General features: G+C 60.5%; 10 protein-coding genes. 8 read left to right on the top strand and 2 right to left on the bottom strand.

Annotated features, from left to right (window positions below):
• Position 1: 1 nt before the first annotated feature.
• The 5 genes from odhB to brnQ all read left to right on the top strand — a co-directional run bounded on the left by odhB (position 2) and on the right by brnQ (position 6,862).
• Positions 2 to 1,219 (top strand): 2-oxoglutarate dehydrogenase complex dihydrolipoyllysine-residue succinyltransferase, encoded by a 1,218-nt coding sequence (gene odhB / locus NPS29_RS06315; protein WP_274131399.1) that lies wholly within the window; start codon positions 2 to 4, stop codon positions 1,217 to 1,219.
• A 173-nt stretch (positions 1,220 to 1,392) separates the two neighbouring features.
• Positions 1,393 to 2,832: a dihydrolipoyl dehydrogenase gene (gene lpdA, locus NPS29_RS06310; RefSeq protein ID WP_274131396.1), complete on the top strand. Its 1,440-nt coding sequence runs from the start codon at positions 1,393 to 1,395 to the stop codon at positions 2,830 to 2,832.
• 205 nt (positions 2,833 to 3,037) lie between these two features.
• Positions 3,038 to 4,204: an ADP-forming succinate--CoA ligase subunit beta gene (sucC, locus tag NPS29_RS06305; protein WP_274131394.1), complete on the top strand. Its 1,167-nt coding sequence runs from the start codon at positions 3,038 to 3,040 to the stop codon at positions 4,202 to 4,204.
• Positions 4,204 to 5,088 carry a succinate--CoA ligase subunit alpha gene (sucD, locus tag NPS29_RS06300; protein ID WP_274131393.1) on the top strand — a complete coding sequence of 295 codons (885 nt, stop codon included), beginning with the start codon at positions 4,204 to 4,206 and terminating at the stop codon, positions 5,086 to 5,088. The genes sucC and sucD overlap by 1 nt, the downstream gene beginning before the upstream one ends.
• A 460-nt stretch (positions 5,089 to 5,548) precedes the next feature.
• The gene (gene brnQ, locus NPS29_RS06295) at positions 5,549 to 6,862 is read left to right on the top strand and encodes a branched-chain amino acid transport system II carrier protein (RefSeq protein ID WP_274131392.1); all 1,314 of its coding nucleotides are present in this window, start codon (positions 5,549 to 5,551) and stop codon (positions 6,860 to 6,862) included.
• A 63-nt stretch (positions 6,863 to 6,925) separates the two neighbouring features.
• Here the strand turns inward: brnQ and NPS29_RS06290 are convergent, their stop codons facing one another.
• The gene (locus NPS29_RS06290) at positions 6,926 to 7,180 is read right to left on the bottom strand and encodes a hypothetical protein (RefSeq protein WP_074753404.1); all 255 of its coding nucleotides are present in this window, start codon (positions 7,178 to 7,180) and stop codon (positions 6,926 to 6,928) included.
• A gap of 331 nt (positions 7,181 to 7,511) precedes the next feature.
• Here NPS29_RS06290 and htpG point away from each other — a divergent pair, with 331 nt between their 5' ends.
• A complete protein-coding gene (gene htpG, locus NPS29_RS06285) occupies positions 7,512 to 9,416 on the top strand; it encodes a molecular chaperone HtpG (protein ID WP_274131390.1) in 1,905 nt (634 codons plus the stop codon).
• 77 nt (positions 9,417 to 9,493) lie between these two features.
• Complete coding sequence (locus NPS29_RS06280; RefSeq protein ID WP_274131389.1) at positions 9,494 to 10,219, top strand: dienelactone hydrolase family protein; 726 nt, start codon at positions 9,494 to 9,496, stop codon at positions 10,217 to 10,219.
• Between the two features lie 147 nt (positions 10,220 to 10,366).
• Here NPS29_RS06280 and NPS29_RS06275 read toward each other — a convergent pair whose 3' ends face one another.
• Positions 10,367 to 11,230 carry a pirin family protein gene (locus tag NPS29_RS06275; protein WP_274131388.1) on the bottom strand — a complete coding sequence of 288 codons (864 nt, stop codon included), beginning with the start codon at positions 11,228 to 11,230 and terminating at the stop codon, positions 10,367 to 10,369.
• A 206-nt stretch (positions 11,231 to 11,436) separates the two neighbouring features.
• Between NPS29_RS06275 and NPS29_RS06270 the strand changes: the two genes are divergently transcribed.
• A complete protein-coding gene (locus NPS29_RS06270) occupies positions 11,437 to 13,062 on the top strand; it encodes a methyl-accepting chemotaxis protein (RefSeq protein ID WP_274131387.1) in 1,626 nt (541 codons plus the stop codon).
• Positions 13,063 to 13,176: the final 114 nt, after the last annotated feature.

Genomic DNA, 13,176 nt, shown 5'->3' with positions numbered 1-13,176 from the left:
AATGGCTATTGAGATCAAAGCCCCCTCTTTCCCGGAATCCGTTGCCGACGGCACCATTTCCAAATGGCACAAACAGCCGGGCGAAGCGGTCAAGCGTGACGAGCTGCTGGTCGACATCGAAACCGACAAGGTCGTGCTCGAAGTTCTGGCCGAAGCTGACGGCGTGCTGGCATCCATCGTCAAGGGCGAGGGCGACACCGTCTTGTCCAACGAACTGATCGCCACCCTGGACGCAGGCGCTACCGCGTCGGCTGCTCCTGCTGCCGCTCCAGCAGCAGCTGCTCCAGCTGCCGCTGCCAGCGACGAAGACGCCATCGGCGCTCCAGCTGCCCGCAAGCTGGCTGAAGAGAACGGTATCAACCTGTCCAGCGTCAAAGGCACTGGCAAAGACGGTCGCGTCACCAAGGAAGACGTCGTTGCTGCCATCGAAGCGAAGAAATCCGCTCCGGCTGCCGCACCTGCTGCCAAGCCTGCTGCTGCACCGGCTGCCGCTGCTCCTGTGTTCGCTGCTGGCGACCGCACCGAGAAGCGCGTACCGATGACTCGCGTTCGTGCCACCGTTGCCAAGCGTCTGGTCGAAGCCCAGTCGAACATGGCCATGCTGACCACGTTCAACGAAGTCGACATGACCGAAGTCATGGCCCTGCGTTCGAAGTACAAGGATCTGTTCGAGAAGTCCCACAACGGCGTGCGCCTGGGCTTCATGTCGTTCTTCGTCAAGGCTGCCACCGAAGCGCTGAAACGCTTCCCGGCTGTCAACGCGTCGATCGACGGTTCCGACATCGTCTACCACGGCTATGCGGACGTCGGCGTTGCCGTCTCCAGCGACCGTGGCCTGGTGGTTCCGGTCCTGCGTAACGCCGAGCAGATGAGCCTGGCTGAAATCGAAGGCGGCATCGCCACCTTCGGCAAGAAAGCCCGTGACGGCAAACTGTCCATCGACGAGATGACTGGCGGTACCTTCACCATCACCAACGGTGGTACCTTCGGTTCGATGATGTCGACCCCGATCGTCAACCCGCCACAAGCCGCTATCCTGGGCATGCACAACATCATTCAGCGCCCGATGGCGATCAATGGTCAGGTTGTCATCCGCCCGATGATGTACCTGGCGCTGTCCTACGATCACCGCCTGATCGACGGCAAAGAAGCTGTGACGTTCCTGGTGACCATCAAGAACCTGCTGGAAGATCCGGCTCGTCTGTTGCTGGACATCTGATGAAGCAGCCGCAAGTTGCAAGCCACAAGCTTCAAGCCAGAAGCGGCCCGGTGTGCAGCTTGCGGCCAGTAATTCGCATCCAATGAATAAGTCGTGAGTCTGAACTGCAGATCACCGCAGATCAGCTTGCAGCTTGCAGCTTAATGCTTGCAGCTAGAGAGGAACTCTTAGTTATGTCCCAGAAATTCGACGTGGTAGTGATTGGCGCAGGCCCTGGCGGTTATGTTGCCGCCATCAAGGCTGCGCAACTTGGTCTCAAGACTGCCTGCATCGAGAAGTATCAGGATAAAGAGGGCAAGCTGGCTCTCGGCGGTACCTGCCTGAACGTAGGCTGCATCCCGTCCAAGGCGCTGCTGGACAGCTCCTGGAAATTCTACGAAGCCAAGAACCAGTTCAACGTTCATGGCATCTCCATTTCCGGCGACGTGAAAATGGACGTACCGGCCATGGTCGGTCGCAAGTCCCAGATCGTCAAAGGCCTGACCGGCGGCGTTGCCAGCCTGTTCAAGGCCAACGGCGTGACCTCCCTGCAAGGCCACGGCAAGCTGCTGGCCGGCAAGAAAGTCGAGCTGACCAAGCCTGACGGCACCACCGAAGTCATCGAAGCCGATAACATCATCCTGGCTTCGGGCTCGCGTCCGATCGACATTCCGCCGGCTCCGGTCGACCAGAACGTCATCGTCGACTCCACCGGCGCCCTGGAATTCCAGACCGTGCCTGAGCGTCTGGGCGTCATCGGCGCTGGCGTCATCGGCCTGGAACTGGGTTCGGTATGGTCGCGCCTGGGCTCCAAGGTCACCGTTCTGGAAGCGCTGGAGAAGTTCCTGCCAGCCGCCGACGAAGGCGTTGCCAAAGAAGCTCAGAAGACCTTCACCAAGCAGGGTCTGGACATCAAGCTGGGCGCTCGCGTCACCGGCTCGAAAGTCAACGGCAACGAAGTTGTCGTGAACTACACCGACAAGGACGGTGAGCAGAACATCACCTTCGATCGCCTGATCGTGGCCGTAGGCCGCCGTCCGGTGACGACCGATCTGCTGGCCTCCGACAGCGGCGTCGATATCGACGAGCGCGGCTTCATCTTCGTCAACGATCAGTGCGAGACCAGCGTTCCTGGTGTCTATGCGATCGGTGACGTGGTCCGTGGTCTGATGCTGGCACACAAAGCCTCGGAAGAAGGCATCATGGTGGTCGAGCGCATCAAGGGTCACAAGACCCAGATGAACTATGACCTGATCCCTTCGGTTATCTACACTCACCCGGAAATCGCGTGGGTCGGTAAAACCGAGCAGACCCTGAAGGCCGAAGGCGTTGAAGTCAACGTGGGGCAGTTCCCGTTCGCGGCCAGCGGCCGTGCCATGGCGGCGAACGACACCGGCGGTTTCGTCAAGGTCATCGCTGACGCCAAGACCGACCGTGTACTGGGTGTACACGTCATCGGCCCAGGCGCTGCAGAACTGGTTCAGCAGGGTGCAATCGGCATGGAGTTCGGCACCAGTGCCGAAGACATCGGCATGATGGTCTTCTCCCACCCGACCCTGTCCGAAGCACTGCACGAAGCTGCTCTGGCTGTGAATGGCGGCGCCATCCACATCCAGAACAAGAAAAAACGCTAAGAAAAAAACCACGGCGGACCGCCCGTCGTAAGCCCTGCTCGCATGGCTTACCGCGGAAGGTCCGTCGGACTCGAACTCCCGGCGGATTTCGCCCAGGCACCCCGAGTGCAGGGGCGGGGCCTTCCGGGGGAAGCGGTCACAGGTGGTGCGGCACGCTTTAGCGAGCAGCACCGAAGCGCAGTACCTAACGAAGACGGTAAAAAGCATGAATCTTCACGAGTATCAGGGTAAACAGCTGTTTGCTGAATACGGCCTGCCAGTATCCAAGGGCTTTGCAGTAGACACCCCCGAAGCAGCAGCAGAAGCGTGCGACAAGATCGGCGGAACCGAGTGGGTCGTCAAAGCCCAGGTTCACGCAGGTGGTCGCGGTAAAGCGGGCGGCGTCAAACTGGTCAAGAGCAAGGAAGACGCAGCTGCGTTCGCCGCTCAGTGGCTGGGCAAGCGTCTGGTCACTTACCAGACTGATGCCAACGGTCAACCGGTTACCAAGATCCTGGTTGAATCCTGCACTGACATCGCCAAAGAGCTGTATCTGGGCGCTGTAGTCGATCGCTCGAGCCGTCGCATCGTGTTCATGGCCTCCACCGAAGGTGGCGTGGACATCGAGAAGATCGCTCACGAAACTCCTGAGAAGATTCTCAAGGCCACTATCGACCCACTGGTTGGCGCTCAGCCATTCCAGGGTCGCGACCTGGCATTCCAGCTGGGTCTGGAAGGCAAGCAGGTTGCTCAGTTCGCCAAGATCTTCGTTGGCCTGGGCAAGCTGTTCCAGGACCACGACCTGGCCCTGCTGGAAGTGAACCCGCTGGTAATCAAGGCTGACGGCGATCTGCACTGCCTGGACGCCAAGATCAACATCGACGCCAACGCCATGTACCGTCAGCCTAAGCTGAAGGCTTTCCACGACCCATCGCAAGATGACCCACGTGAAGCCCACGCTGCCAAGTTCGAACTGAACTACGTGGCACTGGAAGGCAACATCGGCTGCATGGTCAACGGTGCTGGCCTGGCCATGGGTACCATGGACATCGTCAACCTGCACGGCGGCAAGCCAGCCAACTTCCTCGACGTAGGTGGTGGCGCTACCAAAGAGCGCGTGACCGAAGCGTTCAAGATCATCCTGTCCGACAGCAACGTCGCAGCAGTACTGGTCAACATCTTCGGCGGCATCGTTCGTTGCGACATGATTGCCGAAGGCATCATCGGCGCCGTGAAAGAAGTCGGCGTGAAAATCCCGGTCGTTGTTCGTCTGGAAGGCAACAACGCTGACCTGGGCGCTAAAGTACTGGCGGAAAGCGGCTTGAACATCATCGCTGCAACCAGCTTGACCGACGCTGCTCAACAAGTTGTCAAAGCTGCGGAGGGCAAATAATGAGCGTCCTGATCAATAAAGACACCAAAGTTATCTGCCAGGGCTTCACCGGCTCGCAAGGTACTTTCCACTCCGAACAAGCCATCGCCTACGGCACCAAGATGGTTGGCGGCGTGACTCCAGGCAAGGGTGGCACCACTCACCTGAACCTGCCGGTGTTCAACACCGTTCGCGAAGCAGTAGAGCAAACCGGCGCCACCGCCAGCGTGATCTACGTTCCGGCTCCTTTCTGTAAAGACTCGATCCTGGAAGCTGCTTTCGGCGGCATCAAGCTGATCATCTGCATCACCGAAGGTATTCCTACCCTCGACATGCTGGATGCCAAGGTCAAGTGCGACGAGCTGGGTGTTACCCTGATCGGCCCTAACTGCCCAGGCGTCATCACTCCGGGCGAGTGCAAGATCGGCATCATGCCAGGTCACATTCACTTGCCAGGCAAGGTCGGTATCGTGTCGCGTTCCGGCACCCTGACCTACGAAGCTGTGAAGCAGACCACTGACGCCGGTTTCGGTCAGTCCACCTGCGTCGGTATCGGTGGTGACCCGATCCCGGGCTCCAACTTCATCGACATCCTGAAGCTGTTCCAGGAAGACCCACAGACCGAAGCGATCGTCATGATCGGTGAGATCGGTGGTTCGGCCGAAGAAGAAGCTGCTGCCTACATCAAGGCCAACGTGACCAAGCCGGTCGTTTCCTACATCGCTGGTGTGACTGCTCCTCCGGGCAAGCGCATGGGCCATGCTGGCGCGATCATCTCCGGCGGCAAAGGCACTGCAGACGAGAAATTCGCTGCTCTGCAAGACGCTGGCGTGAAGACCGTGCGTTCGCTGGCAGACATCGGCAAGGCCCTGGCCGAGCTGACCGGTTGGGAAATGAAGAAGTAAGCATCGCTTGCTGATCATTGTCTGATCGACAAAGGCCACCTTCGGGTGGCCTTTGTGTTTTCCGGAGAAGCACATTCTGATGCGTAGGAGCGCGCTTGCCCGCGACGGCGTCAGGCCAGGCGTCACCCACCCTGTGGGAGCGGGCTTGGCCGCGAAGGCGTCAGATCAGACGGCTCGAGGTTGATTGACAGGTCGCATTCGCGGGCAAGCCCGCTCCCACAGGGTGTGTTGAGCCAGAGAGGTGTAAGACCTTTCCGATATGCGACACGAAAGTGCAGACATCGGTCGGGGCGCCCTGTATTGGAGCGCCAAATAGGGTAGGCTACCCGCCATTTTGCGACGTCGACCCCCACAAGGGGCCACTTCGCACCCAGGGCCTGTTCTAAAAGGACGGGCAGCATTTCCCTCACCCATTGGGAAATCCTCTTCTTAATTCCGGTTCAGCAGTGTGGTTTCCTTGATGAAAGTGTTGAAAGGCCAGGACATCCTGGCGCTTGGTTTCATGACGTTCGCGTTGTTCGTTGGTGCTGGCAATATCATCTTCCCCCCAATCGTAGGCCTGCAGGCCGGTCCGCATGTGTGGATGGCAGCGCTTGGCTTTCTGGTGACTGCGGTCGGCCTGCCCGTGGTGACGGTCGTGGCCCTGGCCAAGGTCGGTGGCGCCATGGACGCCCTGAGCAGCCCCATCGGCAAGATCGCCGGCACCGTTCTGGCCGCCGTCTGCTACCTGTCCGTGGGCCCGCTGTTCGCGACGCCGCGTACCGCCACCGTGTCCTTCGAAGTAGGGCTTGCGCCCATCACCGGCGAAAGCCCGATGGCGCTGTTCCTCTACAGCCTGGTGTATTTCCTGCTGGTGTTCTGGATCTCGCTGTATCCGGGGCGTCTGCTCGACACCGTGGGCCGTTTCCTTGCGCCGCTGAAGATCATCGCGCTGGCCGTGCTGGGCATCGCCGCGTTCGCCCTGCCAGCCGGTGATATCGGCGCTGCGCAGCCTGCCTATGTGGCGGCGCCGTTCTCCCAGGGCTTCATCAACGGCTACCTGACCATGGACACCCTCGGTGCGCTGGTGTTTGGCATCGTCATCGTCAACGCCATCCGTTCCCGTGGGGTCGAGTCGCCACGGCTGATCACCCGTTACGCCGTCATTGCCGGCCTGATCGCGGGCGTGGGCCTGGCGCTGGTGTATGTCAGCCTGTTCCGCCTGGGTTCGGGCAGCCATGCGATCGCCGCAGACGCCAGCAACGGCGCGGCCGTTCTGCATGCCTACGTGCAGCACACCTTTGGCACCCTGGGCAGCGGCTTCCTGGCCATCCTGATTTCCCTGGCGTGCCTGGTGACGGCAGTGGGCCTGACCTGCGCCTGCGCCGAATACTTCAGCCGTCTGCTGCCGCTGTCCTACAAAGCGCTGGTGGTGATTCTGGCCGGCTTCTCGCTGCTGGTGTCGAACCTGGGCCTGACCAACCTGATCCACTTCTCCATCCCGGTACTGACTGCCATCTACCCGCCGTGCATCGCGCTGGTGGCGTTGAGCTTCTGCAAGGACTTCTGGCACGTTCAGGGCCGCATCGTCGCGCCGGTGATGCTGGTGTCGTTCGTGTTCGGCATGGTCGATGCGGTGAAGGGGGCAGGGCTGGAAGGCTATCTGCCTGACGTGCTGGCGCACTTGCCGCTGAGCGATCAGGGGCTGGCGTGGCTGATCCCGTCGCTGATTACCCTGTTTGGCGCGTTCGTGATTGACCGCGTGATCGGCAAGCGCAGCGAAGCGCTGGCCTGATCTTTTCGCCGAACAAAAATAAAGCCCGCTAATGCGGGCTTTATTTTTTTGAAACTCTGGAACTTACTGCTTAGTTGGCGCAGGCGCTTGTTCGTTGGCCTCTTTGGCGCGCTCTTGAGCGGCTTCGGCGTTCTTCTGGGCAGCTTCCTGACTTTCCTTGGCGGCGTCGTTCACTTTGTCTTGAGCCTTTTGCATCGACTCCTGGGACTGCTGGGCAGCCTTGTTGGCATCCTGCTGTTTATCCTCGGATTTCTTGTCGCACGCAGCGAGACCCAAAGTGGCAGAAAGCATGAGGGCAATGGCTAAAGTCTTACGCATGGGGTGTTTCTCCTTATTGAACATCTACGTGCCTTCGAACGCCCCGTTATTGTGTTAGTTCCATTTTCGCAGCAGATATTTAAATAGTTGTTTCGCAGCTGTTACGCCTGTTCGATGGTCATCGCAGGTTAAACGTTTACGCTGTGACAGATGTGCACCCTCTGACAAACAGTCTGACTTTATTGTTCATGAAGATGCGGCCCTCAGGTTCAGTGTGCCCTTGAAATCCATCGCCGAGCCCCCACCTTGATGACAACCCGCCGTCCAGCCTCTCTATCGCACGGCTTGGCGGCTATCCCTGTTTGTGTGGACTGATTGGAGTTTGATGACCATGAGTGTGGAAACTCAAAAGGAAACCCTGGGCTTCCAGACCGAGGTAAAGCAGCTGCTGCACCTCATGATCCATTCGCTGTATTCGAACAAGGAAATCTTCCTGCGTGAGCTGATTTCCAACGCCTCCGACGCCGTGGACAAGCTGCGCTTCGAAGCGCTGTCCCGGCCTGAGCTGCTTGAAGGCGGCGCCGAACTGAAAATCCGTGTGAGCTTCGACAAGGACGCGCAAACCGTCACCCTCGAGGACAACGGCATCGGCATGAGCCGCGAAGACGTCATTACCCACCTTGGCACCATCGCCAAGTCCGGTACGGCCGATTTCATGAAGAACCTGACGGGCGACCAGAAGAAGGATTCGCACCTGATCGGTCAGTTCGGCGTGGGCTTCTACTCGGCGTTCATCGTCGCCGACAAAGTGGACGTGTTCAGCCGTCGTGCCAGCCTGCCCGCCAGCGAAGGCGTGCACTGGTCCTCGAAAGGCGAGGGCGACTTCGAAGTCGCTACCGTCGAGAAGGCTGACCGCGGCACCCGTATCGTCCTGCACCTGAAAAAAGGCGAAGACGAATTCGCCGACGGCTACCGTCTGCGCAACATCATCAAGAAGTACTCCGACCACATCGCCCTGCCGATCGAACTGCCCAAAGAGCAGATCGCTGTCGAAGGCGAGCCTGCGCCGGTGCAGGAATGGGAAACCGTCAACCGCGCCAGCGCCCTGTGGACCCGTCCTCGCACTGAAGTGAAGGACGAGGAATACCAGGAGTTCTACAAGCACATCGCCCACGATTTCGAGAACCCGCTGAGCTGGAGCCACAACAAGGTCGAAGGCAAGCTGGAATACAACTCGCTGCTGTACGTACCGGCCCGCGCTCCGTTCGACCTGTACCAGCGTGAAGCGCCTCGCGGCCTGAAGCTGTACGTCCAGCGCGTGTTCGTGATGGACCAGGCCGAATCGTTCCTGCCGCTGTACCTGCGTTTCATCAAGGGTGTGGTCGATTCCAATGACCTGTCGCTGAACGTTTCCCGCGAGATCCTGCAGAAAGACCCGATCATCGACTCGATGAAATCGGCGCTGACCAAGCGCGTGCTGGACATGCTGGAAAAACTGGCGAAGAACCAGCCTGAGGAATACAAAGGCTTCTGGAAGAACTTCGGTCAGGTGATGAAAGAAGGCCCGGCAGAAGACTTCGCCAACAAGGAGAAGATCGCAGGCCTGCTGCGTTTCGCCTCGACCTCCGACGAGAGCGGCGAGCAGAGCGTTTCCCTGGCCGACTACCTGGCGCGCGCCAAGGAAGGTCAGGACAAGATCTACTACCTCACCGGCGAAAGCTACGCGCAGGTCAAGAACAGCCCGCATCTGGAAGTCTTCCGGAAGAAAGGCATCGAAGTGCTGCTGCTGACCGACCGCATCGACGAGTGGCTGATGAGCTACCTGAGCGACTTCGACGGCAAGGGCTTCGTCGACGTGGCCCGTGGTGACCTGGACCTGGGCAAACTGGACTCCGAAGAGGACAAGAAGGCTCAGGAAGAGGTCGCCAAGGACAAGGAAGGCCTGATCGAGCGCCTGAAAGCCGCCCTGGGTGATGCCGTCAGCGAAGTGCGAGTCTCGCACCGCCTGACCGACTCGCCAGCGATCCTGGCCATCGGTGAGCAGGACCTGGGCCTGCAGATGCGTCAGATTCTGGAGGCCAGCGGCCAGAAGGTTCCGGATTCCAAGCCGATCTTCGAATTCAACCCGACTCACCCGCTGATCGGTAAACTGGACAACGAACAGAGCGAAGAGCGCTTCGGCGAACTGTCGCACATCCTGTTCGACCAGGCGGCCCTGGCGGCTGGCGACAGCTTGAAGGATCCGGCCGCATACGTGCGCCGTTTGAACAAGTTGTTGGTCGAGCTCTCGGTTTAAGATCGAACCCTGTCAAAACCCGCTTCGGCGGGTTTTGTCATTTGATCTCCCCCCATTCTCAAAAGCAGGAGTCAGCAATGAGCAACATTACTGTGCAGTCCGTGGTTTATCAGGTTGATGGCCAGAGCTACGAGAGCCGCCTGGTGTTCGGCGAAGGCGCGAAAGCCGCTCCGGGCCTGGTGATGGCGCCGAACTGGATGGGCATCAGCGAAGACGCCGAGCAGATCGCCAGGGAAGTGGCGAGCAAGGGTTATGTAGTGTTTCTGGCTGACCTTTACGGGCAGGGTGTGCGTCCGACCAACGCTGATCAGGCGCTGGCTGCCATGATGCCGCTGAAGAACGACCGTGGCCTGCTGAACAAGCGCATGCTGGCAGCGCTGGATCAACTGAAGTCGCAATCGCTGGCGGCAGTGGATACGGGGCGTCTGGCTGCATTCGGTTTCTGCTTCGGCGGATGCTGCGCGCTGGAACTGGCCCGCACTGGCGCGCCTCTGAAAGCCGCGGTGTCGTTCCACGGCACACTGGACACCACCAACCCGGCCGACGCGAAAAACATCCAGGGCAAGGTGCTGGTGCTGCACGGCGCGTCCGATCCATTGGTGCCCAAAGAGCAACTGCCAGCCTTCGAAGCCGAAATGAACGCGGCCAATGTCGACTGGCAACTGCTGAGCTACGGCGGCGCGTTCCACTCGTTCACCGACCCGCACGCGAACAACCCCGGCGTGCAGATGTACAACCCGACTGTGTCCAAGCGTGCGTTCACCGCCATGCATAACCTGCTGGATGAAGTGTTCGCCGGTTAACACCGTATCCGTGGCACACCGCTGAACCCTGTAGGAGTGAGCTTGCTCGCGATAGCGTCCTTGTCGTCACCATCAGGGTGAACAGGCAACCGCCTTCGCGGGCGAGCCCGCTCCCACAGGTTCTGCGCTCGACGTGAAGAGCGGGCGTTATTTCCTGCCCACCGGCAATTCGATGCGCGCCACTTCCCCCGGCACCGTCGGCCAATCGCCCGCTGCCCACTTCGCCCGGGCCTGATCGATCAGCGCCGGGTCGCTGGCCACGAAATTCCAGTTCATTCTCCTGGGCCCATCCAGCGGCGCGCCGCCAATCAGCACGGCGTGGCATTCGCTGTCGGCGCACAGCGTCGGCTCTTCCCCGGGCTCCAGTACCACCAGCGAACGCGCTTCCACCGGCTCGCCATCCAGCAACACCTCACCCTCGATCACATACAACGCACGTTGCTCATGCTCGGCGGGGATCAGCAGCGTGGTCGCAGTCTGCATCCGGATTTCGGCGTACAGCGTGGGGGATAACACCGGCACCGGCGACTCCAGGCAAAAACTGTTGCCTGCAATCATCCGGATGCAGATACCCATGGCATCGCTGACCGGCAGGGTCGCCGCAGGGTGATGGCTGTAATGCCCCGGCCCTTGTTCATGGCTTTTGGGCGACGCCAACCAGACTTGCAGCCCATGCAGCCGCGAGCCCGCATCGTGGACCTCCTGGGGCGTGCGCTCGATATGGGCGATGGCGCTGCCGGCCGTCATCCAGCTGACTTCGCCGGGCATTACATGTTGATCGCTGCCCAGGCTGTCCTTGTGCTGGATCTGGCCTTCGAACAGGTAGGTCAGGGTCGACAGGCCGATGTGCGGGTGCTGGCGAATGTCCATCCCGGTGCCGGGGGCGTAGGTGGTTTCCAGCATGTGGTCGAAGAACACGAAGGGTCCGACGCTGCGGCACTGGGCCGAGGGCAGGGGGCGCAGGATCGGCTGGCCTTCGACGTCTTCGGCGCGGGGTTTGATGGTCAACATGGCAGGGCTCTCGGTGAACATGGCGACAGAATACAAAGCATAGGCTGCGGTGTCTGGATGGTCTGTGCTGCGCTGTCGCATCTGCTTGCAAATTCCTCACGCAGTCGTCGAATTGTCCTACAGGTTTTTCAGATATCCGCCGATATCAGGGGCGACAACCGGCTGCACATTTTCGGTGCAGGGTTTTATCTGGGAAGGGACCCATTATGAGCGTCAGAAACATGAATATTGCACCCCGTGCTGCATTGGGCTTCGGGGTGCTGGCGCTGTTGGTATTCGCGTTGGGGGCATTTGCCTTGTTGCAGATGTCGAACATGCGCAAACAGTCGGATCTGGTGGAGAACAAGTGGCTCCCCAGCGTGATGGAGCTGGGCACCATGGGCCAGGACCTGATGCGGATCAGGACCCTGACACTGCGCCTGATGCTCGATCGCAATGCGTCGTCGCTGCAGCAGAACTACAACAAGATCGACCAGCTCAAGGCTGGCCTGCAGAGCACCGAGCAGCGCTATCAGGCATTGATCGAATCACCCCGGGAGCGGCAGCTCTACGATGGCTTCACTGTGGCCAAACAGGCCTACATGCAGCGCCAGAGCCGGGTGATGGAATTGTCCCGGCAGAACCAGCTCGACGAGGCGCTGGTGGTCATCAACAGCGAAATGAACCAGTACGCCGACACCATGACCCAGGCGCTCAATGACCTGACCGCCCTCAACCGCCAGGGTGCCAGCCAGGCCGGTGAACTGGCGTTGCAGGTGTTCGGCAGTGCCAAGGGCTGGGTGATGGGCATGATCGTGCTCACCGCCGTGATTACCCTGCTGCTGGCCTGGGCGCTGATTCGCAGCATCCTGCAACCGCTGGCCCAGGCGTTGGGCATCGCTCAGGTGATTGCCTCGGGTGACCTGACCGCGCGGATCGAGGTGCAAGGGCGCGATGAGCCGGCACGCCTGCTCGAAGCGCTCAAGGCCATGCAATTGAGCCTGCGCAATACCATCTTGCGGATTTCCGACTCTTCGAACCAGTTGGCGTCGGCCTCGGAGGAGTTGAGCACGGTGACCGAAGATTCCACCCGTGGCCTGCATCAGCAGAGCCTGGAAATCGACCAGGCCGCCACCGCCGTGAACCAGATGACAGCGGCAGTGGAGGAGGTGGCGCGCAACGCAGTGGCGACGTCTCAGGCGTCCGACGAATCCGAGCGGGTTGCCCAGCGCGGCCGCCATCAGGTGCAGGAAACCGTGGCCTCGATCAATCACCTGGCGCAGGACGTCACCCGCACGGGCGATCAGGTGGAAACCCTGGCGCAGAAGGTCTACGGCATCAGCAAGGTGCTGGACGTGATTCGTTCGGTGGCCGAGCAGACCAACCTGCTGGCGCTCAACGCTGCCATCGAGGCGGCGCGGGCGGGAGAGGCGGGACGTGGTTTCGCGGTGGTGGCTGACGAGGTGCGGGCGCTGGCCCATCGTACCCAGTCATCGACCCAGGAAATCGAATTGCTGGTGGGCGATATCCGTCAGGGCACCGATCAGGCAGTGGCGGCAATGCAGGGCAGCAATGACCGTGCCCGCGCGACGCTGGAGATGGCGCAATCGGCGGGGGTGGCACTGGATGAAATCGCCTCGGCCATCACGTTGATCACCGAGCGCAACACCGTGATCGCCAGCGCCTCGGAAGAGCAGGCGCAAGTCGCCCGGGAAGTGGACCGCAACCTCACCAACATCCGTGACCTGGCGCTGCAAAGCTCGGCAGGCGCCAACCAGACCAGCGCCGCCAGCCAGGACCTGTCGCGTCTGGCGACGGATCTGAACGGCATGGTAGCGGCGTTCTCGGTCTAGGCCTCATCACCCCGTAGGAGCGCGCTTGCCCGCGACCGCGATCTGCCATCCATTGCGGCAGTGCCTGATCGGGCGCCGTCGCGGGCAAGCGTGCTCCTACGGGGTGGTGTTTGT

Origin of the sequence: Pseudomonas putida, assembly GCF_028682175.1 — a bacterium.
Lineage (GTDB): Bacteria > Pseudomonadota > Gammaproteobacteria > Pseudomonadales > Pseudomonadaceae > Aquipseudomonas > Aquipseudomonas putida_AD.
This window is presented reverse-complemented; position numbering and strand designations above follow the sequence as displayed.

Bases quoted from the DNA above. Each gene is read 5' to 3' on its own strand.
- lpdA (WP_274131396.1), top strand. From the start codon at position 1,393: ATGTCCCAGAAATTCGACGTGGTAGTGATTGGCGCAGGCCCTGGCGGT.
- sucD (WP_274131393.1), top strand. From the start codon at position 4,204: ATGAGCGTCCTGATCAATAAAGACACCAAAGTTATCTGCCAGGGCTTC.
- NPS29_RS06290 (WP_074753404.1), bottom strand. From the start codon at position 7,180: ATGCGTAAGACTTTAGCCATTGCCCTCATGCTTTCTGCCACTTTGGGT.
- htpG (WP_274131390.1), top strand. From the start codon at position 7,512: ATGAGTGTGGAAACTCAAAAGGAAACCCTGGGCTTCCAGACCGAGGTA.
- NPS29_RS06275 (WP_274131388.1), bottom strand. From the start codon at position 11,230: ATGTTGACCATCAAACCCCGCGCCGAAGACGTCGAAGGCCAGCCGATC.
- sucC (WP_274131394.1), top strand. From the start codon at position 3,038: ATGAATCTTCACGAGTATCAGGGTAAACAGCTGTTTGCTGAATACGGC.
- brnQ (WP_274131392.1), top strand. From the start codon at position 5,549: ATGAAAGTGTTGAAAGGCCAGGACATCCTGGCGCTTGGTTTCATGACG.
- NPS29_RS06280 (WP_274131389.1), top strand. From the start codon at position 9,494: ATGAGCAACATTACTGTGCAGTCCGTGGTTTATCAGGTTGATGGCCAG.
- odhB (WP_274131399.1), top strand. From the start codon at position 2: ATGGCTATTGAGATCAAAGCCCCCTCTTTCCCGGAATCCGTTGCCGAC.
- NPS29_RS06270 (WP_274131387.1), top strand. From the start codon at position 11,437: ATGAGCGTCAGAAACATGAATATTGCACCCCGTGCTGCATTGGGCTTC.